Origin of the sequence: Bifidobacterium ruminantium DSM 6489, from assembly GCF_000770925.1 — a bacterium.
GTDB lineage: Bacteria > Actinomycetota > Actinomycetes > Actinomycetales > Bifidobacteriaceae > Bifidobacterium > Bifidobacterium ruminantium.
In genome coordinates this window covers 1-25,642 of sequence record NZ_JDTK01000016.1, presented here as the reverse complement: position 1 = coordinate 25,642, position 25,642 = coordinate 1, and the positions used below count along the sequence as shown (strand labels likewise).

General features: G+C 60.8%; 19 protein-coding genes. 12 read left to right on the top strand and 7 right to left on the bottom strand.

Features of this window, described 5'->3' with window-relative positions; translation table 11 throughout:
• The first annotated feature begins 25 nt into the window (after positions 1 to 25).
• Complete coding sequence (rsmI, locus tag OU26_RS06760) at positions 26 to 1,045, top strand: 16S rRNA (cytidine(1402)-2'-O)-methyltransferase (RefSeq protein WP_152571341.1); 1,020 nt, start codon at positions 26 to 28, stop codon at positions 1,043 to 1,045.
• A 20-nt stretch (positions 1,046 to 1,065) separates the two neighbouring features.
• On the opposite strand, the gene OU26_RS10535 is transcribed toward rsmI, so the two are convergent.
• Together OU26_RS10535 and OU26_RS06750 are read right to left on the bottom strand one after the other, a co-directional pair.
• A complete protein-coding gene (locus OU26_RS10535; RefSeq protein WP_237743800.1) occupies positions 1,066 to 1,485 on the bottom strand; it encodes a variant leucine-rich repeat-containing protein in 420 nt (139 codons plus the stop codon).
• Positions 1,482 to 2,036 carry a hypothetical protein gene (locus OU26_RS06750; protein ID WP_152571340.1) on the bottom strand — a complete coding sequence of 185 codons (555 nt, stop codon included), beginning with the start codon at positions 2,034 to 2,036 and terminating at the stop codon, positions 1,482 to 1,484. Before OU26_RS06750 ends, OU26_RS10535 begins: the two co-directional genes overlap by 4 nt.
• A gap of 236 nt (positions 2,037 to 2,272) precedes the next feature.
• Here OU26_RS06750 and metG point away from each other — a divergent pair, with 236 nt between their 5' ends.
• Entirely contained in the window at positions 2,273 to 4,135 is a 1,863-nt protein-coding gene (metG, locus tag OU26_RS06745; RefSeq protein ID WP_026647106.1) for a methionine--tRNA ligase, read from the top strand.
• Positions 4,136 to 4,483: 348 nt separating this feature from the next.
• A complete protein-coding gene (locus tag OU26_RS06740; RefSeq protein WP_026647107.1) occupies positions 4,484 to 6,688 on the top strand; it encodes a glycoside hydrolase family 2 protein in 2,205 nt (734 codons plus the stop codon).
• Between the two features lie 268 nt (positions 6,689 to 6,956).
• Here OU26_RS06740 and OU26_RS06735 read toward each other — a convergent pair whose 3' ends face one another.
• Positions 6,957 to 7,985: an alpha/beta hydrolase gene (locus OU26_RS06735; RefSeq protein WP_081815682.1), complete on the bottom strand. Its 1,029-nt coding sequence runs from the start codon at positions 7,983 to 7,985 to the stop codon at positions 6,957 to 6,959.
• 90 nt (positions 7,986 to 8,075) lie between these two features.
• Between OU26_RS06735 and OU26_RS06730 the strand changes: the two genes are divergently transcribed.
• From OU26_RS06730 to OU26_RS06715, 4 genes are all read left to right on the top strand, one after another.
• On the top strand, positions 8,076 to 8,570 hold the full coding sequence (locus OU26_RS06730; protein WP_155809207.1) for a hypothetical protein: 495 nt from the start codon (positions 8,076 to 8,078) through the stop codon (positions 8,568 to 8,570).
• 20 nt (positions 8,571 to 8,590) lie between these two features.
• Positions 8,591 to 10,081, top strand: coding sequence for a sugar porter family MFS transporter (locus OU26_RS06725; protein WP_026647110.1), 1,491 nt, complete (start codon positions 8,591 to 8,593; stop codon positions 10,079 to 10,081).
• A 546-nt stretch (positions 10,082 to 10,627) separates the two neighbouring features.
• On the top strand, positions 10,628 to 12,490 hold the full coding sequence (locus OU26_RS06720) for an ABC transporter ATP-binding protein (RefSeq protein WP_033499010.1): 1,863 nt from the start codon (positions 10,628 to 10,630) through the stop codon (positions 12,488 to 12,490).
• Between the two features lie 18 nt (positions 12,491 to 12,508).
• Positions 12,509 to 14,296, top strand: coding sequence for an ABC transporter ATP-binding protein (locus OU26_RS06715; RefSeq protein WP_026647112.1), 1,788 nt, complete (start codon positions 12,509 to 12,511; stop codon positions 14,294 to 14,296).
• Between the two features lie 88 nt (positions 14,297 to 14,384).
• Here OU26_RS06715 and OU26_RS10530 read toward each other — a convergent pair whose 3' ends face one another.
• Both OU26_RS10530 and OU26_RS10525 read right to left on the bottom strand, forming a co-directional pair.
• The gene (locus tag OU26_RS10530; protein WP_026647113.1) at positions 14,385 to 14,759 is read right to left on the bottom strand and encodes a glycoside hydrolase family 2 TIM barrel-domain containing protein; all 375 of its coding nucleotides are present in this window, start codon (positions 14,757 to 14,759) and stop codon (positions 14,385 to 14,387) included.
• A complete protein-coding gene (locus OU26_RS10525; RefSeq protein WP_026647114.1) occupies positions 14,741 to 15,085 on the bottom strand; it encodes a hypothetical protein in 345 nt (114 codons plus the stop codon). Before OU26_RS10525 ends, OU26_RS10530 begins: the two co-directional genes overlap by 19 nt.
• Positions 15,086 to 15,277: 192 nt before the next feature.
• Here OU26_RS10525 and OU26_RS06700 point away from each other — a divergent pair, with 192 nt between their 5' ends.
• The 4 genes from OU26_RS06700 (at position 15,278) to OU26_RS06685 (ending at position 20,434) form a co-directional block, all read left to right on the top strand.
• Entirely contained in the window at positions 15,278 to 16,234 is a 957-nt protein-coding gene (locus tag OU26_RS06700) for a TatD family hydrolase (protein ID WP_026647115.1), read from the top strand.
• Between the two features lie 169 nt (positions 16,235 to 16,403).
• Positions 16,404 to 18,584, top strand: coding sequence for a KUP/HAK/KT family potassium transporter (locus tag OU26_RS06695; protein ID WP_026647116.1), 2,181 nt, complete (start codon positions 16,404 to 16,406; stop codon positions 18,582 to 18,584).
• Positions 18,585 to 18,655: 71 nt separating this feature from the next.
• Positions 18,656 to 19,540 (top strand): class II glutamine amidotransferase, encoded by an 885-nt coding sequence (locus OU26_RS06690; RefSeq protein WP_026647117.1) that lies wholly within the window; start codon positions 18,656 to 18,658, stop codon positions 19,538 to 19,540.
• A 30-nt stretch (positions 19,541 to 19,570) separates the two neighbouring features.
• On the top strand, positions 19,571 to 20,434 hold the full coding sequence (locus OU26_RS06685; RefSeq protein WP_081815680.1) for an HD domain-containing protein: 864 nt from the start codon (positions 19,571 to 19,573) through the stop codon (positions 20,432 to 20,434).
• 120 nt (positions 20,435 to 20,554) lie between these two features.
• Here OU26_RS06685 and OU26_RS06680 read toward each other — a convergent pair whose 3' ends face one another.
• Positions 20,555 to 21,625, bottom strand: a complete 1,071-nt coding sequence (locus OU26_RS06680; protein WP_026647119.1) for an ATP-binding cassette domain-containing protein — start codon at positions 21,623 to 21,625, stop codon at positions 20,555 to 20,557.
• Positions 21,622 to 23,001: an ABC transporter permease gene (locus OU26_RS06675; RefSeq protein WP_081815681.1), complete on the bottom strand. Its 1,380-nt coding sequence runs from the start codon at positions 22,999 to 23,001 to the stop codon at positions 21,622 to 21,624. The genes OU26_RS06680 and OU26_RS06675 overlap by 4 nt, the downstream gene beginning before the upstream one ends.
• Positions 23,002 to 23,263: 262 nt before the next feature.
• Here OU26_RS06675 and OU26_RS06670 point away from each other — a divergent pair, with 262 nt between their 5' ends.
• Positions 23,264 to 25,435, top strand: coding sequence for a DUF6541 family protein (locus OU26_RS06670; RefSeq protein WP_237743801.1), 2,172 nt, complete (start codon positions 23,264 to 23,266; stop codon positions 25,433 to 25,435).
• Positions 25,436 to 25,642 lie beyond the last annotated feature (207 nt).

Genomic DNA, 25,642 nt, shown 5'->3' with positions numbered 1-25,642 from the left:
GCAGTGCGGTGCGATACTGGAAGATATGGAAAGCACAAGCGAACATATTGTTGAGAACGCGCAGCCGGCGCTGCCCATCGAAGACGCCGACTCCGCCGCACGGCTTGCGAAGGCGACGGAACGCGCCGAATTCGGACTTGACGGACTGGTGTCGGACGTCGACATCCCGCGCGGAACGGTCGTGCTTGCGGCCACGCCGATCGGCAACACGGCCGACGCCTCCGCCCGACTGATCGCACTGATGGAAGGAGCCGACATCGTCGCGGCCGAGGATACGCGACGCCTGTACGCGCTCGCCAATCGCCTCGGAATCCGCGTGCCCGGCCGTGTCGTGGCATACCACGACCACAACGAGCGCGACAAGGCCGACGGCCTGCTCGACCAGGTGGAGCAGGGCGCGACCGTGCTCGTCGTTTCCGACGCGGGCATGCCCACCATCAACGATCCGGGACTGGCCATCGTCCGCAGGGCCATCGATCGCGGTCTGCCCGTCACCTGCGCTCCCGGCCCGTCCGCCGTGCTCGACGCGCTGTGCCTGTCCGGCCTGCCGACCGACCGCTTCTGCTACGAAGGATTCCTACCGCGCAAGCACAGCGAACGTGTGCAGCACCTGCGCGCGCTCAAATCGGAACGTCGCACCATCGTCTTCTACGAAACCCTGCATCGCATCGCCGAGTCCATGGCGGACCTGCTCGACGTGTTCGGGCCGAATCGCAAAATGGCGCTGTGCCGCGAACTGACCAAGGATTACGAGCAGATCCGCCGCGGAACCATCGCTGAAATCCGCCAGAGCGTCACCGACGATCCGCCGCGCGGCGAAATGGTGCTGGTCATCGCCGGCGCCTCCGAGGAGGAGGCTGACGCGGCCGCTCCAGCAACGCTGTCCATCGAGGATCTGGCGGTGCTGGCCGTAGACCGCGCGCAGGAGGACAATCTGCGTATCAAGGACGCGATCTCCCAGGTCGTCGCCGAGCATCCGCTGTCCGACGGCTCGCTTGCCAACCGCAAGCAGGTCTACAACGCCGTGCTTGCGATGAAAGGCTAAGTGAAAGGCTAAGGGGGAGGCTAGTTTCTGCGCGATTCGCGCTCGTCCAGCGATTTCAGCAGTATCCGCAGCGCCTCGGGAACGCCCGGTCCTCCGACCTGAGCCAGATATTCCAGCATCGACGGCGTCGCCGAAGGATTGGCGACCAGCCACTTGCGCAGCTTCGGCGCGTATTCCGCGATATGCCACAGCACGTCCTGCGCGGTGTCGGCGCTGCACGCCACCAATGGCGTCAGCTCGATCGGCGGCGCGGGTGGCTCGACCAGCGCCTTCGGACGTGGCGTCGGCTGGTATTTCGGCGGCGAACGTCGTGTCGCATGCCGTGCTTTTCTTGTTTTGCGCGCTTTGTGCGCCTTCCGCTCTCTGTGCGTGTTCTCTCTGCGTACGCTTTCTTTGCGTGCGTTTTCCGACGAATGGCTCATCCGTCGCGTAATCTTCATAGCTTTCCTTCGATCGTTCGAAAAAAATTGCGCGCCCAAGGCGCGTTGCGGATATGCGTGGCTTCGCGCATAACCTGCAGGCAGTCGGCGGGACGGAACCGGAATTCCTGCATGAGCATGCAGACGAGATCCACAGCCGACGTCAACGTTTCCGGCGTGCAGTTCATGGCCAGGTCGCAGGCGGTGCGCGGCGGTGTGGTGATGGTGATCGGGCCGACGGCGATGACATGGCTATCGGGTGTTCTGCGATTGAACACGCTGATTCGCCTGCCGTATCGCAATGCGCGGCAATGCGCCTTCGCGATGATGTCGATGGTTTCGGGGAACCGTCCGCCCAACCATACCCAGGCGGCGGTTCCCGCGCATGCCACGGATCGGCTTGGCAGCAGCGTTGCGATGATGCTGGCGCGGCCGTACAGCGTGCGCGCATCGTGGTATGTGTAGGCATTCTCGTTGTCCAGTTTGCATATCGCGCCCATGGAATGCAGGGTATTCAGGCAGAGTGGTCCGGGCAGGTCGGCGCCGCCCAGTAAGGGTGGTGATGAATCCATGTCGGTACCGTAGCGGATTCGAAGGTGCCATTCCATCGCTTTGGATGAAACAGTGGAAATGTGGATAGAAATTGTTGCATGATGCAACAAATGTGAACAGCCAATCGATGGTGCCGGTATCGGTCGCAGTCTTTACCTACGTATCCGCATATCCGCGCAACCGCCCGAACGGGGTGCTTCCGTCTATCGGAATGCGCCGAAAACGTGGGATATGGCGCTTTGTATAATCGGTCACCATGAGTCATATTTTGGTGAATGTTGCATGGCCGTACGCGAACGGCCCGCGTCATATCGGTCATGTCGCCGGCTTCGGCGTGCCGTCCGACGTGTACGCGCGCTACGAGCGCATGAAGGGCAATGACGTGCTGATGGTCTCGGGTACCGACGAGCACGGCACCCCGATTCTGGTGGAGGCGGATAAGAAGGGCGTGAGCGCCCAGGAGCTCGCCAACCGCTACAACCGCGTGATTGCCAAGGATCTGTGCGATCTGGGTCTGAGCTACGACCTGTTCACGCGCACCACCACCGGCAACCACGAGAAGGTCGTGCAGGAGCTGTTCACGCAGTGCCTGAAGAACGGCTACATCTACAAGGGCACGCAGAAGGTCGCCATCTCCCCGTCCACCGGCCGCACCCTGCCGGACCGCTACATCGAGGGCACCTGCCCGATCTGCGGCGCAGACGGCGCCCGTGGCGATCAGTGCGACGCCTGCGGCAACGAACTCGACCCGGACGAGCTGATCAACCCGGTATCCAAGATCAACGGCGAAACCCCGCGCTTCGAGGAGACCGAGCATTTCTTCCTCGACCTGCCGGCGCTGGCCGAAGCCAATCTGGCTTGGCTCAAGACCCGCGAGGGTTGGCGTACCAACGTCATCAACTTCTCCATCGGCCTGTTCAAAGAGGTCAAGCCGCGCGCCATCACGCGTGACATCGATTGGGGCATTCCGGTGCCGGTCGCGGGCTGGATCGACAACCCGAACAAGAAGCTGTACGTGTGGTTCGACGCTGTGATCGGCTACTTGTCCGCATCGATTGAATGGGCCCGCCGCAAGGGCGACCCGGAGGCATGGCGTGCGTGGTGGAACGATCCGACCACCCCGGGCTATTACTTCATGGGCAAGGACAACATCACGTTCCATTCCCAGATCTGGCCCTCCGAGATGCTGGCTTACAACGGCCAGGGCTCCAAAGACGGCGAAACCGGCAAGCTCGGCCCGCTGAACATGCCGGAGCAGGTCGTGGCCAGCGAGTTCATGACCATGGAAGGCAAGAAGTTCTCGTCCTCCCGCGGCATCGTCATCTATGTGAAGGACATCCTGGCGCGCTACCCGGTTGACGCCGTGCGCTACTACATCTCCGTGGCCGGTCCGGAAAGCTCCGACTCCGACTTCACGTGGGCTGAATTCGTGCGCCACAACAATGAGGAGCTCGCCGCATCCTGGGGCAACCTGGTGAACCGCGTGGCCAACCTCATCAACAAGAACTTCGGCGAGATCCCGGCGTTCGACGAGGTGTCCGCCACCGACGAGGACCGTGCCCTGCTGGCCGAAACCAAGGCCGCGTTCGAAACCGTCGGCGGACTCATCGAGAACCATCGCCAGAAGAACGCGCTGTCCGAAGCGATGCGCGTGGTCGGCGACATCAACAAGTACATCTCCGCCACCGAACCGTGGAAGATCAAGGACAATCCGGCCCGCCTCGGCACCGTGCTGCACACCGCCGCGCAGGCCGTGTCAGACGCCAACCACCTGCTGGCCCCGTTCCTGCCGCACTCCGCGCAGAAGGTGTGGGAGGCCCTTGGCGGAACCGGCGTGTTCTCGCCGCTGCCGCACATCGAAGAGGTCGAGGATCTCGACAAGCCGGGCTTCACCTACCCGATCATCACCGGCGACTACGAGCTCGGCAAGACCGTGCATCCGTGGCAGTCCGAGCCGATCGTGGCCGGAACTCCGGTGCCGAAGCCGCATCCGATCTTCGCGAAGATCCCGCCGGAGGCCGTCGAGGAGGAGCTCGCCCGCTTCGATGCCGAGCTGAAGGCCCGCAAGGAGGCCGAAGCTGCCCGCCTCGCCGCGGAAAAGGCGAAGCTGGAAAGCTGATCTGAGCCGCCTGGTTCATTTGGCACCTGTCCGTATTGTCGGGCGGGTGCCTTTTTTGATGTTTTTGGATTTTTTCTGTGTTTCTGGCGACGCCGAGGGCGTTTTCTGAGGTCCTTTCCTGCGTTCCCGACGCCTATTTACCCCCTTATATGTGTCACGATTCCGATTTTGGGGCAAAATTTCGGATCGTGACGCATCGCAATGTGTTGTGATGTGCGATGCGGCGCGCGATGTAACGTATTGCGACGCATCGGTGTGCATATACCGCGCATGCCGACGTGCCATGCGGCGCGCCGCCGTTTACAATGGAACGGCGAGAGCATGCAAAGTTGCAGGAAGGGACGCTCCATGCTGGATATCAAACGCGTATTGAAGGCCGCTCCGACGAAAATGCGGTCCCGGGAGCCGCTACGGCAGCTGTGGACGCCGTGGGGCGAGCGGATCGAGCACGAATGGCTGTCCGCGCGCGCCGGCAACAAAGCGTTCACCCCGTCCGAAGAAGGAGAGCGCAAGCTGGCTGAAGGTCGCACGCCGATTCTCGACGAGCATCCAAGGCCGGATATGGTGCGCGGCAACCACACCATGCTCAACGGCCTGTGGGATTACGCGATCGTGTCCATTCCGGAAGACGAGAACGCTTCGAAACGGCGCAAAACCGCGGCGATGCTCACCCGCGACGAAGCGGTTCGCGCAGTGAGGGAAGCCGCCATCCCGCAAACCTTCGACGGCAAGATCCTCGTGCCGTTCTCGCCGGAATCCGCGCTTTCCGGCGTGCATCAGACCATTTACCCGGACAATCTCATGTGGTACCGCACCGTCGTGCATCCCGTCACGCTCGGGGATGAGGAAGCGGTTCGGCAGATCGGTGACGCGAACCGTCTGATTCTGCATTTCGAGGCGGTCGATTACATCTGCGCCTGCTACATCAATGGCCAGCTCGCCGGCACGCACGTCGGCGGCTATCTGCCGTTCGACGTCGATGTTTCCGCGTTCATCGATTCCGACGACGCCTTCGAAATCGCATTGTGCGTGTACGATCCCAACGATTCGGGCACGCAGCCGCGCGGCAAGCAGAAAATCGAACGCGAAGGCATCTGGTACACCGCGCAAAGCGGCATCTGGCAAAGCGTCTGGCTGGAGATTGTGCCGGACGCCTATCTGCGCACGCTCACGTTGAAGGGTGCCGCCGACGGCAGGCTGTTCATCCGCGCGGAAATCGGCGGCGACAAGCCGAACGCGAAGCTGCGCGTCGTCGTGACCGATCCCACGGACGGCACGGTGGTGGCGGATGAGACGTTGCCCGCCGGAACCCGCAAGCTCCGTACGGAAATCCGGACGACGGCGGAGCATCTGTGGTCGCCGGCCGACCCACATCTGTACGACGTGACCGCGACGCTCCTGACAGGCCCGGCAGCGAAACCGACCATCAAATCGGCAGTGAAACCATCCGTGGAACAGTCTCCGGAACCGACGGAGCTCTCGCCGGATGCCGCAGGAACTCTTGCGAAACCGCCATTCGCGGACATCGTGAAATCCTACTGCGCGTTCCGCTCCGTCGAAGTGAAACCCGACATGAAAGGCGTCGCCCGATTCCATCTCAACGGCAAGCCGCTGTTCGTCAAAGGCGTGCTCGACCAGGGGTATTGGCCCGACGGACTGATGACCGCGCCCGACGACGAGGCGCTGATCCATGACATCGAAGCCATGAAAAAGGCCGGCTTCAACATGCTGCGCAAGCACATCAAGGTCGAATCGGCACGCTGGTACTACCATTGCGACCGGCTCGGCATGCTCGTATGGCAGGACGCGGTGTCCGGCGGTGGCGCGGACGGCGAATATAACGCGTGGGCCACGAATCGCAAGCCGACGCTGATCCGTTCCACCTGGAACAAGTTCCGCGACGACACGGCCGAGCATTTCGCGGCGCTTGGCGCGGACGATCCGATCTACCGGCGCGACTGGTCGCGTATGTGCGACGCGATGGTGCACATACTCGGAGGACATCCCTCGATAGTGACATGGACGCTGTTCAACGAAGGATGGGGCCAGTTCGACGCATGCGACGCTGCTGAGCGCATCCACGCCCTCGATCCGACGCGTCCGATCGATGCGACCAGCGGATGGTACGACCAGCGTTGCGGCGATTTCCATAGCGTGCACAACTACTTCCGTCCGCTGGAGATCTATCCGGACAAGGGGCCATTGCGCGGATATGTGGCCGAATTCGAGAAGCGGCATCGCCGCAACCGCAGGGCCGCGAATTACACGGTGCTGCCGGTGGCGCGGCACGGTGCGCGCGCGTTCGTGATTTCGGAATTCGGCGGATTGGCGCAGCTTGTGCCGGAGCATGCGGAGGTTTCCCGCGCCTACGGTTACGGCGAATACGATTCGATCGACGATTGGCGCGCGGCGGTGCGTTCCGTGCTTGCCTCCGCGGCGGCGCTGGAGGCTCGCGGGCTGGCGGGATACGTGTACACGCAGGTTTCCGACGTGGAGGAGGAGCTCAACGGACTGCTCACATACGACCGGCGGGTCAACAAATTCGTCGGATAAGGCGCGGATGCGTGGTTTTTCGCGCCATCGTGACATTTTCGTCACGTGATTCTCAGGGAATTGACAGGAACACGCATCATTCCTCCAAGGGTTGAACGGTTATATAGAACATGTCAACGGTTACGGCTGTTGACGAGGTTCCATCCGGAATCCCATAACTGAACCCTTCTTCTCTCTTCTCTCTCAGCCGGCGGCTTCTCTTCCGCCGGCTTTCTTTTTTGCTTTGCTGCCTTTGTTGCTCTTTCTGCCTTTGTGCGGCCTGCCTGCATCAGCAGCGGTCGTAGGAAAACGCGCGCAGACGGTCGAGGCATTCCTGGCTTTCCTCAAGCCACGGCATGCCGATCATGTACACGTGACCCAGCGTCTCATGCCTTCGCGGCTTCGGATCGAACAGCTCGAAATCGGCGCCCTGCCGGGCCAAGGCGGTGGCCAATGCCAGATTGTCCGCCTCCAGGAAATCGTCGCCGCAAGTGGCGATGAACAGCGGCGGCAGATCCACGTTGAACGCCAGCCCCTCCGCGGTGAGGAACTTCGGATCCGCGGCCCCAAGCCCGTCGAAGAACCCGACGCCCAGCATCTGCTCCAATCCGATGCGCCGGTTCGGATCGTACCCGACCGTCAGCTTGCGTCCCATGGTCTCCAGCGACGCCGAACTGTATGCGCCGCACATCGGCGCCGCGCCCGCGAAACCGATGCCGGACGGCTCGTAGACGCCGAACGCGGCCGCTGCCTCCGCGCTGTTCTCGATCGCCAACGTCAGCAACGTCAACGCGCCGCCCGCGGAATCACCGGTCAGAAACACCGCGTGCGGATCGACCGGATAATCGGCCAAATGCGCCTTGACCCAACGCAACGCCGCCTGCACGTCCGCAAGCTGGCCGCGCAGATCGGTCTGCGGCGCCGGACGATAGTTCAGCGAGAACACGGCGAACCCTTTTTCGGCCAAGTGCACGTTGAAATTGCGGTTCAATTCCTTGTATCCGTAAGTGAAACCGCCGCCATGGATGTCGATGTACACCGGCAGCGTGCGCCCGCCGCGCAGCACCGCGTCGTGCGGCAGATACAGGTCGAGCAGATGCCCCCTGCACTGCCCGGCGGCCTTGTCGTAGCCGCCATCCGGCAGATACGCGAGGTCGTTGATCTCATCGATGCCGTCCGGGGTGTGCCACAGCTCGGAACGTGGCGTATCGGCCGCGATCGCGCCGAATCGCATGCCCAGCATGCCCGGCAGCAGCTCCTCCGGCACGCCGTCAAGGTCGCCCGTGGTCTCCGTCCACCGCTCCGCGTTCCGGAGCATGTCTTCCGTCAGTCCGAATTTCGCCGCGTATTCCGCGCGAATTTCCGCAAGATTCGTCACCTTTGCCGCCTTTCCTCACATATGTTGCGATTGCTTGCGATTCTAGTATTTTTTGCGATTTTCGATTGGCGATTTTTGATTGCGTGGGCCGACCACCTCCTTTTTGTGGATGTTCCGGACGTTCCTGCGTTGTTTCCGACAGACGAAAGGCGATTTGTCGGCTGGTTTCGACGGGAAAGCATGCGTTTGCGTCGTTTTGGGCAGAAGGAGGGCAAGATTTCTGCTGGAATCGACGCGAACAGCCCGTTCCGCATTGGTTTGGGCAGAAACGGCTGCGATTTTCGGCCGATACCGACGCAGGAACAAAGAGCGTCCCGTATGCACCGAAATACTGCCGGTAAACGTTTTCTGAAAATCGGTGTGTCGCGCTGTGCGATGCCATACACTAGAGAGCAATACAGTAACGAAAGCAACAAAGCAGGGTTGCAACTCACAACGAGGCAAGACCTGAAACGTGCGGAAATCCGCCGTTTCAGGTCTTTTTTGTTGCTGCCGTTGCCAAATCTCATGTCAATGAGGATCTAATGGGAATGAAAGGTGGAATCATGACTACGGTGCAAACGTCACAGACGTCCAATCCGGTGCGGAATGCCGGCAAAACGTTGGAAAATGGCGTCCGCGGGGCCGAAAGGGCCGTCGATGCCGTCGAAGAGACGGTGGAACGCGGCATTTCCACGCGGTTCCCGCTCAACAGCGCCTTCATCTTCACGTTCGGCGCGCTGGGAGGCATGCTTTTCGGCTTCGATACGGGCATCATCTCCGGCGCCTCGCCGCTGATCGAGTCCGATTTCAACCTGTCCGTGGCGCAAACTGGCTTCATCACCTCGTCCGTGCTCATCGGCTCCTGCGTGGGCGCGCTGTCCATCGGCGCGCTGTCCGACCGGTTCGGTCGCAAGAAACTGCTGATTCTTTCGGCGGTTCTGTTCCTGCTTGGTTCCGGCATGTGCGCGCTGTCCACCGGATTCCTGATGATGATCGCAGCCCGAATCATTCTCGGCCTCGCCGTTGGCGCCGCCTCCGCGCTTACTCCGGCGTATCTCGCCGAACTTGCGCCGAAGGAACGTCGCGGCTCGCTTTCCACGCTGTTCCAGCTGATGATCACGTTCGGTATTCTGCTGGCATACGCGTCCAATCTTGGATTCCTCGGCCACAATATCGCCGGTGTCCGCGATTGGAGGTGGATGCTCGGCTCGGCGCTCATCCCGGCTGCGCTGCTGCTGATCGGCGGTCTGCTGCTGCCGGAATCGCCCCGTTATCTGGTGAGCAAAGGCAAGGAACGCGAGGCGTTCAAGGTGCTCACTCTTATCCGCAAAGATGTCGATCAAACCCAGGTGCAGCTTGAGCTCGACGAAATCAAAGCCGTGGCCGCGCAGAACACCAAGGGTGGTGTGCGCGAACTGTTCCGCATCGCCCGTCCGGCGCTCGTCGCCGCGGTCGGCATCATGCTGTTCCAGCAGCTCGTCGGCATCAATTCCGTGATCTACTTCCTGCCGCAGGTGTTCATCAAGGGCTTCGGATTCCCCGAAAATGACGCCATCTGGGTGTCGGTCGGCATCGGCGTGGTCAATTTCGTGGCCACCATCGCAGCCACCTTCATTATGGACAAATTCCCGCGCAAAACGCTGCTGATCTTCGGCTCGGTGACCATGACCGCATCCCTTGCGGTGCTCGCCGTGCTCAACTTCACCGGCGATGTGGCCACGCTCGCCGTGCCGACCATGGTGCTGATCGCCGTCTATATTCTCGGCTTCGCGCTGTCCTGGGGGCCAATCGCGTGGGTGCTGATCGGCGAGGTCTTCCCGCTGAGCGTGCGCGGCATTGGCAGCTCCTTCGGCTCCGCGGCCAACTGGCTTGGCAACTTCGTGGTCTCCCAGTTCTTCCTGATGCTGCTCGCCGCGTTCGGCAACAATGTTGGCGGCCCGTTCGCCATCTTCTGTGTGTTCTCTGCGCTGTCCATCCCGTTCGTGCTGCGCTTCGTGCCCGAAACCAAGGGCAAGTCGCTCGAGCAGATCGAAGAGGAGATGGTCCGCCGCTGAAAACGCGACCGGGAATGCGGTTTGGGCGTATATCTCGCTTATAGGTGGCGGATTTGCGGGTCTGACATACGCTATCTCGCTTATAGGTGGCGGATGATTTGCCGAAATAGGGGTTAGAGGGTATGGATAATCCCCTCTAACCCCTTGTTCTTTGTATGGGGGCGCCATCTATAAGCGAGATAGGCGTTGGGTGACCTTCGGTGGCCCTTGCCGGCGGTCCTTTGCTGGCTTGCATACTGCTGTTTCTTCCCGCAAACCACCTTATTCCGCGTTGCTTTGGACAGACGAAAGGCGATTTGTCTGTTGGTTTCGACGGTGACGGCCTGCTCTGCGTTGTTTTGGGCAGAAGTGGTGCTGGATTTCAGCTGGAACCGACGCAAACAGCCCGTTCCGCGTCGTTTTGAGCAGAAAAGCGCACGATTACCGGCCGAAACCGATGCAACGCGGCACCACCCGAATCGTACCGGTTCGCGGCTAGTATGACGCTACGTAGCTTTCCGCACAAAACCAGCTTTTCGATCAACCAATTCGAAGGAAACGGTGCGCATGTACGTCGACCCCAATCGCAACAAGCAAGCAGGCAACCTCAAATGGATTCTGCCGTACTGCAAACCCGACCTGCCGCGCGTGGGTGGCGCGTTCGCGCTGTTCTGCCTGAACAACGCGATGGCGCTCATCATCCCGCTGCTGTCGGGCCTCATCGTGGACCGCGTCATCACGCAAGGCCATGTGAGCGAACTGACCCGCCTATGCGTGGCGATGGTCGTCTTCACCATCGTGCGCGTCGGCTCCCGCTACGGCTGCCAGATGTGGATGGAACGCTTCGGACAGAACTCCATCTACCGTCTCGTGAGCGACGAATTCGAAAAGCTTCACGAACTCGACTTCACCTACTTCAACCACACCCGTACCGGCGACATCATGAGCCGCATGACCTCCGACACCGACGCCATCCGACACGCCCTCAGCTGGGTGACGCTGCAGGCGCTCGACTGCGTGGTCATGTTCGTCGGCGCGCTCGCCATGATGTTCTCGATCAATTGGCGGCTCGCGCTCGCGCTCGCCTGCGTCACTCCGCCACTGTTCATTCTGACAAGAGGATTGTCGAAGCATGCGCGGCCGCTGTTCTTCGCCATCCGCAATTCGCTCGCCGAAATGAACTCGATGGTCGAGGAGAACATCGAAGGCAACCGCGTGGTCAAGGCGTTCGTGCGCGAATCGTACGAAACCGAAAAATTCGACAAGCGCAATGACGATTACATGCAGCGCAACATGGACCAGGCCTACAACAGCCGCAAATACATGCCCTGGCTCGACGGCCTCGGCTTCTCCCTGCAGCTCATCACGCTCGGCCTCGGCGGGTTCCTCGTCATCAAGGGATACATGACCCTTGGCAATCTTGTTGCGTTCAACTCATACCTGTGGATGCTCGACAGCCCGATCCGCCAATCCGGATGGCTCACCAACGACTGGCAGCGGTTCAACGCGGCATGCATCAAAATCCGCAAACTGCTCACCGCCGAATCGCGCATCCGGGAGAAGCACGTTTCCGCCGAAACCGAGGAACCGGTTAAAATCGCGGGAACCATCGACTTCCAACACGTCGACTTCGCATTCCCCGACGATCCGGACACCCCCGTGCTTAGCGACATCGATTTCCATGTCCCCGCCGGCGCGAAACTCGGCATCCTCGGCGAAACCGGCGCCGGCAAATCGACGCTCGTCAACCTCATTTCCCGCTTCTACGACCCGACTGCCGGCCGTGTGCTTATCGACGGCGTCAACGCGTGCGATTGGCCGCTCGCCACATTGCGATCGCAGGTCTGCGTCGTCGCGCAGGACACGTTCCTGTTCTCCGACACGATCGGCAGCAACATCAGCTTCGGCGCGGGCAATCGGGAGGACGTGCCGGCCAACGGCCCCGCTGATGCGCCGGCCGACGCCGAACGCGGACCGCGCGGCTACGACGAACAGTACGTACGCCGCATGGCCGCCATCGCAGGCGCCGACAATTTCATCCGCAGCATGCCGGACGGCTACGATACCGTCGTCGGCGAACGCGGCGTCGGCCTGTCCGGCGGGCAGAAACAGCGGCTGAGCTTGGCCCGCGCGCTTGCCGACAATCCGTCGATTCTCATCATGGACGATACGACCAGCGCCGTCGACATGGAGACGGAGGCGGAGATTCAGCAGCACCTGCAGGAGATGGACGAGAAGAAGACGATTGTCACGATCGCGCACCGCATTTCGTCGGTCAAGGATTCCGACCTGATCCTCGTGCTGGAGCACGGACGCATTGTGGAGCGCGGCACGCACGACGAACTGGTGGCCGCGCATGGCCGGTACTGGCAGATCTACAGCAAACAGTTGGGCGCGCAGGCCGGCCGCGCGCAGGGATTCGAAGCGTAAGGCGGGAAGGAGGACATCATGGCACAACGCAACACTTTCCGTGATGACGAGGATCTTGAGGAGAAGATCAACCTGCGCGACATCGCCCGCGTCGGCGTCTATCTGAAACCGTACAAGGCCCGCGTGGTGCGCATTCTCATCGTCGTGGCGGCGATGGGCTGCATCAACGTCGTGGAACCGTATTTGACGAAAATCATGATCGACAACGCCATTCCAACGAAGAACCTCGCGCTGCTCGGCGGGCTGGTGGCGCTGCTGGCGGCGCTCATCGTCATCTACGAGCTCGGACTGCGCTACCGTACGGTGGAGATCACGCGCGTCGGCCAGCTCATGCTCAAGGACATGCGCCGCGACCTGTTCACGCACATCCAGACATTGCCGTTCAGCTATTTCGATTCGCGTCCGCACGGCAAGATTCTCATCCGCGTGGTCAACTATGTGAACACGCTTTCGGACACGTTGAGCTCCGGTCTGGTCAACGTGATTTCCGACGTGCTCACGTTCCTCATCACGTTGGTGGTCATGTTCGTCGTGGACTGGCGGCTCGCATTGTACAGCCTCGCATTGTTCCCGCTGCTCATCGCATGGGTGCTGGTATTGCAGCATTTCCAGCGTCGCGCCTACCAAGTGCTGTCCAACAAGCAAAGCAACCTCAACGCGTTTATCCATGAATCGATCGCCGGTGTGAAGACCACGCAGACGTTCGCACGCGAAGCGGCGCAGTTCCGCACGTTCCAGGAACAGCAGGGGGCCGTGCGCTCCGCGTGGATGCGCACCGTGCATATCCAGGCGCTCATGTGGCCTGGCATCCAGACCATTTCCGTCATGACGATCGCGTTCATCTACTATGTGGGCGTCACCGGCTTCGGCGCGGTGAACGTGACCACGGGCGTGCTCATCGCGTTCGTTGGCTACGCGAACAATTTCTGGAATCCGGTCATCAGCATCGGCAATTTCTACAACCAGCTCATCACCTGCTCCGCGTATTTGGAACGCATCTTCGAAACGCTCGACGTCAAGCCGGAGATCACCGACGCGCCCGACGCCGTCGCGTTGCCGCAGGTCGAAGGCCGCGTCGATTTCAACGACGTGGTCTTCCGCTACGAGCCGGACGGCCGCAATATCCTCAACCTGGTCGACCTGCATGTCGATCCGGGCGAGACGATCGCGTTGGTCGGCCCCACGGGCGCAGGCAAGACGACGATCGTCAGCCTGCTGTCGCGTTTCTACGACGTTTCGGAAGGATCGGTGGCGATTGACGGGCACGATGTGCGTTCTGTGACATTGGATAGCCTGCGTCGGCAGATGGGTGTCATGCTGCAGGACACGTTCATCTTCTCCGGCAACGTGCGTGAGAACATCCGCTACGGCAAGCTGGACGCGACCGACGAGGAGATCGAAGCGGCGGCCAAGGCGGTGCATGCGCACGAGTTCATCATGGATCTGCCCGACGGCTACGACACCGTGGTGGAGGAGCGCGGATCCACGCTGTCTGCTGGCCAGCGCCAACTCATCGCGTTCGCGCGCGTGTTGCTCGCCGATCCGCGCATCCTGATCCTCGACGAAGCCACGTCGAACATCGACACGCGTACCGAGGAGGCGCTGCAGGCCGGCCTGAACCATCTGCTCAAGGGGCGTACAAGCTTCATCATCGCGCACCGACTGTCTACCATCGAGAACGCGGACGAGATCTGCTACATCGATCATGGGCAGATCGTCGAACGGGGAAGCCATGCCGAGCTGCTTGCACGTCGTGGCGCGTACTATCGGTTGTACGAATCGCAGTACGCGATGATCAAGGTCTGAATGGCCGTAGTCTGGGCAATCACAGGCCTGAATGCCAAAGCCTGAGCCGGTGGACGCCGGCCCAGGCTTTTTAGCTCCTTGTAGTTCCTTATAGCCCCTTATAGCCGTAGTCCGGAATGCCGGCACAACGGTCGCGCAGCCAATGCGCGGCCATCTTGGGCTGGCGGTCGCGGGTCAGAATGCCCTTGCGGTTGCCTTCCACGCGAATGATGCCTTGAAAGGTCGCGAAATCGGCGAAATTCCACAACTGTTCGCCGATGAACCACGGCCGCTTGTCGATTTCGGCGTCGATGCGCGGGCGCGTCGCCGTGCCGTCTTCGGACAGCGTCACCACGGCAGGCACGTTCGCGTTGTCGGAGCCCATGAACGCGGTGCCGGCATCGTTGCCGACCGGCAGCGCGAACGAACGCTGATAGACCGCCCAGCCGTAGTGCGCGCGTAGATTCAATTCGTCGTTCTGCACAATTTCAAGGCCGCCGCCGCGCCCAGGAAGACGGGCACAACTACGAGCCGCGCGAGCAGAACTACGCCTACTACCAGGCCGACAAGCCAATCACGGAACAGACGGAGGCAATCGGCCACGCCGTTCGCGCCGCCTATTTCTATGCCGGAGCCGCCGACGTGGCACGAATGGCCGGCGCGTGGTATGACGGCGATGTCATCGATTCCGATTTCCCGATGACCACGCTGACGATTCCCGCTTGGCGCGAAGTACAGCTGTTCGTCGGTGGGATTGCGCTCTTCGCCGATGAAATGCACGAACAGATAGGCTTGGGTGTCGATGCTCATGATGCTCCTGCGGATTCCTTCGTGAATAATGAATAACGAATGACGATTGCGATTGGCAATAACGACACATATACGATTATGCGCGATTATGCGGTTCTCATGTGGCGACGTTCGTCGGCATCGCGATCGAATGATTCAAATAACGGAAGCCGTATAAAGCGAAGATGGCACGGCGAGCGTAGTCTGGAAACCATGAGCAAACACCATCGCAACCGCAACTGGGCCCCGGCCCCGCAGCCACTTCCCGAAGACGCGCACGTCATCGACGACCACACCCACGTGGCGTCCGTCGTGCCGTTCTCCCAAGCCATGAGCCATGAGGCCGTGGAAAAAGGCCAGGGGGAGGTGCCGGTCTACAGCGTCGACGAACTTCTGAAACAAGCCCAAAACGTCGGCGTCGAAGGCGTGATCGACTGCGGTTGTGAGCTGCCGAACCTCATGACCGCCATCGACATGGCCCGTGAGCGTCCGGGCGTGGTGTATGCGGCGATCGCCATCCACCCCAACGAAGCCGTGCTACACGGCCACCGCGGCGTGCCCGGACCGGACGGACTGCCCATCAAATACCGGCCATGGCACGATATCTCCTTCGACGACGCCATGGCCGAAGTGCACCGCCTCGCCACCACCTACCCGGACCAGGTCGTGGCCATCGGAGAGACCGGCATGGACCTGTTCCGCACCGGCGAAGGCGCCAAAGAGCTGCAACGCGAGGCCTTCCGCGCCCACATCGCGCTCGCCAAGGAACTCAACCTGCCCATGCAGATCCACGACCGCGACTCGCACAAGGAGGTCATCGAAACGCTGCTCGCCGACGGGGCGCCCGAACGCACCGTCTTCCACAGCTACTCGGGCGACGCCGAAATGGGTGAGATCGCCCGGCAAAACGGCTGGTATCTCAGCCTTTCTGGCACCTCCAGCTACAAAGGCAACGACGGCATCCGCGAATCGGCGAAACTCGTCGGCATGAGCCACGTCATGGTCGAAACCGATGCGCCCTACTTAAGTCCGATGCCGTATCGCGGCCGCACCAACGCGCCGTACATGATCCCCTACACCCTGCAGGCGCTCGCCGATTATCTGGATAAGCCTTTGGCGAACATTGCCCGGGCCACACGCGAGACCACGCGTGAGGTATACGGCATCTGAAGCGCTTCATAAATTAGGTAAAACAAACAATCCAGTTTATTTGAATCACTGTCAAAACATGCCAGAATTTGTGTGAAGATTTGACAACTGTTTGTCAGGCTCCTAGTGTCGCACTTTGCGTTTTATTGTGGGGAGCGGGTTGGAAGGCCCGCCGCTTGGAGGAAGCGTTATGGCGAACGAGCCTGACGAAGAGGAGCGACCGCTGCTGCATGCGGCGACATACACGCAGGCGCCAAAGGTCTCGCACAAAGTCCTGACCAAAGAAGAGCGTCAAGTGCTCATCAAGGAGCACGAACAGCAGCAGGAAGAGGCCGCGAAACTCGACGAGGCCGCCAGCAAGGGCCGTCTTGGCCGCTGGTGGAGCCGGCTGCAGTCCGGACCGGACAAGATCACTCCGGCCATGGCCGTGGTGGCGCTTGGTGTGGTATACGGAGACATCGGCACGTCGCCGCTGTACACCATGCAGACGTTCCTCAACGGCCAGGGCGGTCTGGCCAACACCGACCGCGCCGCCGTGCTCGGCATCCTGTCTCTGGTGTTCTGGTCGATCACGCTGATCACCACCGTCAAATACGTGCTCATCGCCATGCGTATCGACAACAACGGCGAAGGCGGTATCTTCGCGCTGTATTCGCTGATCCGCAAATACGGGGCATGGCTGGCGATTCCCGCCATGCTCGGTGGCGCCGCGTTCCTCGCCGATTCCGTGCTCACGCCGGCCGTGTCGATCAGCTCCGCGGTCGAAGGCTTGGAAACATTGCCATTGCTGGAACCGATCATGAGCGAGAACAAGGAGCTGACGCTGATGATCACCGTGGTGATCATCGTCGGACTGTTCGCCGTCCAATCGCGTGGCACCGAACGCATCGGACGCACCTTCGGCACCGTGGTCATGGTCTGGTTCTCGTTCCTCGCCGTGGTCGGCCTGGTGAACCTGAGTTCCGATTGGAGCGTGTTCGAGGCGCTGAACCCGGTGTACGGCGTGAAATTCCTCTTCAGCCACCACAACGCGGCGGGCCTCGCCGTCATGGGCACCGTATTCCTGTCCACCACCGGCGCCGAAGCCCTGTATTCCGACATGGGCCATGTCGGCCGTGGCAACATCTACTTCACCTGGCCGTTCATCAAGATCTCGTTGGTGCTGTGCTATTTCGGCCAGGGCGCGTGGATGCTCAACCATTGGGACGATTCGGCATACCGCCGCATGCACGGCCTGAATCCGTTCTTCGAGATGATGACCCCGTCCGTGCGCTATGTCGCCGTGCTGCTGTCGGTGTTCGCCGGCATCATCGCATCCCAGGCTCTGATTACCGGCGCCTACACCATGGTCTCCGAAGCCACGAGACTCAACTGGATGCCGCATCTGCAGGTCCGTTACCCGGCCCGCACCCGCGGCCAGCTGTACATTCCGGTGGTCAATGGCGTGCTGTGCGTCTCCACGTTGCTCGTATTGGCGCTGTTCCGCGATTCGGAGCACATCTCCGCCGCGTATGGCCTCGCGTTGACCATCACGATGATCACCACCACGATTCTGCTGGCGGTGTATATCTGGCATGACGGCAAACGCGTCGGCGCGGTGGTGTTCACCGTGGTCTTCCTGGCCATCCAGTTCATGTTCTTCTTCGCGTCGATGGCGAAGTTCCTGCATGGCGGCTGGTTCACCATGCTGCTGACTTTGGCGATTCTGCTGGTCATGTACACGTGGAACGAAGGCACGAAGCTGGAGCGCGCGCAGCGGCGGCACATGCAGCCCGCCGATTGCATTCCGGTGTTGCAACAGTTGCATGACGATGATTCGATTCCGTATTTCGCGGACAACATTGTCTACCTGACGTCCGATTCGGAGATGAAGCGCGTCGATACCGACATCTTCTTCTCGATTTTCGCCGACCATCCGAAGCGCGCCCGTGCTTGGTGGGCCGTGTCGGTGGAGACGTCCGACAATCCGTTCACACGCGAGTATTCGGTGGAGAACTTCGGCACGGACTTCCTGTTCCGCGTGCGCATCCGCCTGGGATTCAAGGTTTCCCAATCGTTGCCTGCCTACATCCATCAGATCATGAACGATCTGTCGAAGTCCGGCGACCTGCCGAAGCAAACCACCCGATACCCGAAGCTGGACGCCGATCCGAACATCGGACCGATCCGCTACGTGCTGATCCACAAGGCCTTGATGCCCGAATCGAAGGTCTCGCAGAAGGGTGCGATCTCCCTGCAGATCAAGTACGCCATCCGTCATTTGGCTGGATCCCCGATCAAATGGTTCGGCCTCGCACCCTACAATCCGCTGGTCGAAATCCAGCCGCTGTTCCTCGCCACGGAGCGTCCGCCGCGCCTGAAGCGCGTGTGAATCGCGGGCTATAAGCAACTCCGATAACGGCGTACGCGCGTCGAAACCTGCCGTCGGTAGAGTAATCAACCATGTGCAGATTACTTGGATTCGCGACGGCAGGCAGCAACACCACTCTCAACGGTGTGCTCGGCATGCAGACCGTGCGTGAATTCCGTAATCTCAGCGAAATCCACAACGATGGATGGGGCGCTGCGCTGGTCACGGTTCCGGAGGAATCGCCATACCGTCGTGACGGCGGTGCACCGACTCCGGAAACCGGCACCGCCATCTACAAGAACACGGTCGCGGCCCGTCACGATCCCATCTTCGACGAGCTCGCCAACACCCCGGCCCGCGGTGGCCTGTGGCACCTGCGTCTTGCCAGCTCGAACCTGCCGTTGATCCTGGAGAACCAGCAGCCGTTCTTCGCCAACGGACTGAGCTTCATCCACAACGGCGACATCTCCGACGACCAGGGTCGCAACATCATCACCAACCGTTCGTTCCCGGTCGACCCGAGCCTGGTGCAGTCCACCGGCGGCCGTTCCGATTCCGCCATCTTCTTCGCGGTCATCCTGCAGTACATCGGTTTCGGCTTCGCGCTCGACGAGGCGGTGGCCCAGGCCGTGCGCGAGCTGCGCAAAAGTTATCCGAAGTCCAGCTACAACTGCATGATCCAAAGCCGGGACCAGTTCATCGCTCTGTGCGCGGCCGGTCGTGAGGTCACTTCCAAGCGCATCGTCGAAATCTACGACCAGTACGGCCGTGGCGAGCAGGCTCGCGACTACCGTGTGCTGCGCTACCGTGAGCTCGGCGATTCCGAGGCCGATCTTGCCGCCGGCCAGCCCAAGGGTGTGGTCGTGGCCAGCTCCGGCTTCGACCAGCGTGCCGAGGACGGCTGGACCCGTCTGAACAACGATCAGATGATCGTGGCCTCCAACCGCACCGGCGAATTCCGCGTCCGTTCCATCTGACGCGTCTGAAACGCGCCTAATATGGGGCGTATGACGAACGAATCGAACGAACCGACCACATCGACGGCTGCATCGACGACCACATCGAACGAATCGGCGCAGCATACCACCGGGTATATTCCCACACTCGCGCAAGTGGACGAATTGCATCGCAAAATCGCCCAGTCGCAAGCCGCATACGACCTCATCCATGGTCACTGCGTGGTCGTGGCGGACATCGCCCGACGCATGGCACGTCGCCAGAACGCGCTGTTCACCCGTCGTTGCACTCTGCCTGCGGACGCGCCCGAAAAAACCGGCGATTTCGGATTGGAACTTGCTACGGACGATTCCGGTTCCGCGTCGCTCGGTATGCTGCACGTACCCGCGGTGGCGTCGACGGAGGGTCTTACTGGCGGTACGGTTCCGCCGCGGCTCATCGACGAGCATCTGGTGGTGATCGGCGGCCTGCTGCACGACATCGGCACGTACTTTCTGCTCAAGCAGGACGGTTCCGACGGCAAACCGCTCAAATTCGACGGTCCGCGCTATGTTCAGCACGGGTTGAAAGGATACGAATACCTGCTGGAACAGGGCGTCGACGAGTCCATTGCACAGTTCGCGCGCAACCATACGGGCGTAGGGCTCACCAAGGAGGCGGTGGAATCGCAGGGGTTGCCGTTGCCTCCGGCCGATTATGTGCCGGTGAACCTCGAACAGGAGGTCGTCATGGTGGCGGACAAGTACAACAGCAAGTCGATTCCGCCGAAGTTTCTCACCGCCGAAGCCTACGCGCGCAAGGCCGCCCGTTTCGGGGAGGATAACAAGCGCGAATGGCTGCGGCTTCTGGAACGTTACGGCATCCTCGATGTCAAGCCGCTCGCCGAGCAGTATCACATGCGCGTCGCCGAATAATCCATACGGAGCCCTACGGCCACTTTGCCAAAGCGGGTTGCCGAAGCAACGAAAAAGCCTTGTCCAACATCGCAAAAAACGATGCAAGACAAGGCTTTTTAAGATTATGGAAACGCGAAACTAGTCGAGTTCCGCGCAATGCTCCATTTGGTCGGCCACGCCGGGATCGGAAGTCACCACGATGATCGCGCGCTTGCGGTCCTCGTCGCGCTTCGCCTTCTTCAACAGGCCAAGCACCACAGCGGCGTCGTCATGGTTCAGTCCCACGGTCGGCTCGTCGGCGATGATCACCTCGGCCTCGCAGCTCAACGCTCGGGCGATAGCCACACGGCGCTGATCCAATTCGCTCAGCTTGCCGACTGGCATGCCAGACGTCACCTCTTCGAATCCCACGCGCTTGAGCAGCTCGCGTGCGATCACCGGCTTCGGTTGAAGGAAGTTGCGGTTCGATGCGTCCATCGCATACAGCACGTTGCTTTCCGCGTCAAGATCCCCGCGCACCGAGAAGCGCTGCGGAATGAAACCGATGCGGTGTCCAAGCACGTCCACCGGCTCCACGTCGGCGATATTCGTGCTTTTGTGCATCACGTTGCCGCTGGTCGTCCGCATCATGCCGACCATGGTGGCCAGCAGCGCCTGATGCTGTTCGACATCATCGGCGTCCACCAGCACCGCGTAGGTCGCGCCGGCATGGAACGCCAGGGAGACGTCGTCAAGCACGTTGCGGCCGGTCTTGCGGTCATTCACCGTCACATGGTCGAGCGCGAACGTCGGATTCGTCTTGAAGAAGAACGCATCCTTCTTGCGGCGATGCTTGATCTCCCGATCGATCTGGGACGACACGCTCGTCGCGGAATCCGCCTTCACGCTTTCGCGACCGGCAAGCGGCGTCTTGTCGTCGGTCGTACCCAGCGCGAGCGTCTCGTTCACGCGGTTCGCGTTGTCGCTGGCCACGCTGTCTTCCGTGGCGATGCCTTCCGCATCTTCCTTGTCCGCCGTGGCTTCCTGCGATTCCGCGGTGCCGGACGCTGCATGGTCCGCCGTATCGCCGGCATCGTCCGTATCGTCATACACCACCGCGAAATCGACCGCTTCGATCGAATCGATCGATACGGAAGCGTCGTTTCCGTCAACGCCGTCAGCCGACGTCAACGTCTCGTTCTCGGTATCCTTCACGTCCTTGTCGCTCATGCGTCCACCTCCGTACGGTTCGTCGTTTCGGCCGCATCCGTTCCGGTCATATCAACCGGCTTGTCGGAACGGCTTGCGAATAATTGGCTTAAATCGAAGAATCCCACGCGCATGAACGCGATGATGCCCAATACCAGGCATGCGCCCAGCCCGTACCAGATCACGTTCCACACGGACGCGGACGTGATGGCCACGGCCTGTCCTCCGGCCCATGCGGTGCCGATCGGTTTGGCCAGCAGCGCGCCGGCGACCAGACCGATGATCCAACCCGGAACGGTCATCATGAACGTCTCCAGCATAAACTGCCATCCCAAGCGGCCCTTGGTGACGCCCGAAATCATCGCCATGCCGATTTCGTCACGGCGGCCGGCGATCGCGGCCCACAGCACCAGCGCCAGCAGTGCGAGACCGCCGACGATCACGGCCACCAGCAGGATCACGCGTGCCGAGGCGGCGGCGGAATCCAGCGGCGCGATGCGCTTCTTGTATGCGTCGAGCGACGGCGAGGAGATCGTGTACTTCGACGTGTCCAGCTTGGCCTTCTTCACCAGGCGCACGAACTTGTTGTACGTGGCCGGGTCGGTCAGCGTGAAGATGATGTTGAGGTCGGGAATGCCCCAGCCCTTGGCGTCGGTCGTGTCCAATCCGTCCTTCGCGAAATTGATGTACGTCGTGTACACCACATTCTCGCGGTTGTCCTTCGCGTACTTCGCGTCGGAACCGTATCCGGCAGGCGCGTCATCGGTGTATTCGTAGATGCCGCGCACGGTGGCCTTGTAGGTCGTGGAAGCCTTCGTCGGATTGCCGACGGTCACCTTGCTTCCCACTTTGAGGTTGTTCTTCTTGGCCAGCGACTGCGAGACCAGCACCCCGTCGTTTTCCGTCTTGTAGCTCAGGTTCTTGCCCTTGACCACCTTGAATGTGCCGTAATCGTTGACTTTCGCGGCTTCGGCAGTATAGAAGGCCTGCAGCGTCAGATCGCCGCCGGTTTTGTCCTCGCTGGTGTCGCTTTTCGCAGCGATCGCCTGCAGCGACTTGCTGGCGCGCACCGGCACGGACGTAGCTAGGGTGTAATCGAACGTCACATTGTTCTTCTGCACGGCTTCCGCGTACTTGCTGTACAGCTCCCACGTCATGTAATTCGCGGTATAGCTGGAGTCCGCGCCATCATGTTTCGCCATGGTCTTCGCGCTTGGCCGGATCATCGCCGACGCCTTCTGCGATTGGTATGTTTCGTTATTCGCGGTATCGTCTGCCCTCAGGACCGCCAGATCCACGGCGGCCGAGAACGACACCAGCAGTGCAAGCAAGGCTGTCAACGCGGTGCGCCACTTGACGCGACCGAGCGCAGCCCATGCGTTCTTGAGAACGAACATGCGGTACTTCTCCAGTTCTCTGTAGTTATGCGACGGCGCTTGCCGACGCCAGCGTTGGCCGGGGCGCACCGTCAAGCAACGACAGCGAGGTACGCTTACAGCGCAATGCGCCCCGTGCAATCATCCTGCCCATCCAACGTGATTGTTTTCTTGCGCAACACTGTTATACCTCTGTGTGAAGTCTGAATACTTCCTGAAAATCGAAGGCTGGATACGGGCAGTAACGCGCCTGGAATCGCGGTTTCGGCTACGATGGATTGCGATGAAGCAGCACAGCACAAAGCAGCACGACAGGAAAAACTACGGCGCGGAGCGGCACGGCGCAAACAAGGTCGACGATGTCATAATCGGTTCCGTTGATTCCGGCATCGCCGCAGATTCCGCAGATTCCGACGTTTCCGCTGTCTCCCGTCTGCCTCATATCGCACGGCTCGTCTGCTCCGTCATCGGCGTCGCGCTCGCTGCCGCGATCGTATGGGCCTGGTTCCCGCGTGGCGCCGCCGCTTGGACGAATCCGTTGCATGAGATCGATGCGCCCGCGCACTACTACTTCATTCGCAAGATCCTTGACGAGGGTATCGGCGCCGCCACCCATTTGTGGCCGAACGACGAATACTATCCGCCGTTGTTCCATCTGCTTGCGGCTGGTTTGATCAAACTTGCCGGGCTGTTCGGCGTCAACCTGTCGATCTACGCGGCGTTCAACACGGTCTGGCTGGCCACTTCCGGTCTGATATGGCCGATTTCGATCCAGCTGTACGCCTCCTATTTCACGAGGCGCCTGTCGGATTCGGACAGTGCCGTGCGATTCGCACGCTCCGCATCCGCACGCCAGGCGGCGGCATCGCAGCATTCCCCGCATTCCAACGTTTCCGCCCGTGCGATCGCAACGTCACTGCTTCCCGCGGTACTCGCGCTCATCATCCCTTCATTGGCTGTCGCGTCCGCCTGCCACCCCTTCCAAATGCTGGCTTCCGGCCCGCTGATCGCTTTCGGTTTGGCCACTACGCTTCTGCCGTTCTGGCTGTACACCACACTTCGGCTGCTTGACGCGATCGCCGCTCGCGAGCATCTCGTCAAATGGAGTCTGCTGTTCCTTGCCGTAGCCGGCATCTGCATGTTCGCCCATCCGCGCATCGTCTTCACCTGGCTGCTGCTTATGGCCCCCTTCGTATTGACCCGCCTGCCATGGAAGGCCATCGCGGGCCTTGCAATTGTGGTGGTGCTCGGCGCGGGCGCGTTCCTTGCGTACATGATGTCCAGCTATCAATCGGACCGCTATTTCAACCCCGCCAGCTGGTTCCATACCTTCGTACCGAATCGCACGGTGCCTGAAGCGTTGAGAATCTATTTCACCGACAATATCGCCGGCGTGCAGGGCTGGTTCATGGCAGTGATCGTCCTGGTCGCGCTGGCCGTCACCGTCGTCGCAATCGTCCGTCCGCAAATATTCGTTTCCGCCGATTCCGCGCACGCCTGTACAACCGATGCCGTGGCGAAGCGATCGCAGGAGCAATTCACCGTTTCCGAAACGGTTCCCGTCGGCGTCGCGGCCGAGTCGGATTCGGTTACTTCCGCTGGACACGGGAATCGTCGTATTTCCACCGTCCGTCATACCCCGCATTCCGAGGCGTCCCGTCTTCGTCGTGACGCGATCGCCATCGCATTGGTCTTCTTCCTGGTCGGCCTGGTCTATGTTTGCTCGACCGCTTTGACCGGATGGTTCCCCAATATCGTTGCCGCCGCTTGGTATCGCGCCGAAACCCGGCCGCTCACCATGATTCCGTTCAGCGTGGTGTCGCTGATCGTCTTCGCGGCGGTCGTTCTGCTGCGTTCCAGCCGTTTGCCGGACGTGACGAAAATCGTTGCGGTTATCGTGCTTGCGGCGCTTGTCGTTTCCTGCCAATTCGGCAATGCCGTCCGTTCCGGTCTGTCCGATGCCGTTTACTCGAATATGACAATCGACGATTCGCAGCCGGATGAGCAGCTCACTTCCACGAAGGAGCGGATTCTTAGGAAGATGGTGGGGGAGACCGGCACCGATTCGGTCGTGGTCTCCGATCCGTTGAACGGCTCCATGTATGCCACTGCGATGTATGGCGCGGATATGCTGTTCCCCATTTACAATCCGAAGGCCGAGAAGAATGGTGCGATTTACGGACAGACGGAACGTGCGTTCGCTTCGGGCGACGGCAGGGAATTGACGAACACCGTTTGTCCGTTGAGCGAAGATGGCGATGCGTACTTCCTCAGCATGGGTGCCCAGGCGCCGAGTTTGCAGATGTTTACATTCAAGCAGCAGTACGACACGTTCCACGACCAGCAGCTGATCGACAAATATGCGAACGACGGCACGATGAAGAAGATTCAGGATTATTCGGGCATGTCTTCCGATGCGAAAGGCTGGGCACTGTATCAATTCAACTGCCAATGAGTGCGGAACACGTTATTTTGTCAAGTTTCGACACGCCGATGGAGTCCAGTGTTTCCAACGGTTCACATGGGATTTACAAACGACGATTTGCGCGTTTCCCGCTTTCCGTGTAAGTTTATCTTTTGCTGCCGCTCAGCGAGTGGCCCGGACGAGTCCGGGACGTGAGGTGGGTGAGTGGTGGTGGTTTGAGAACTCAAGAGCGTATTT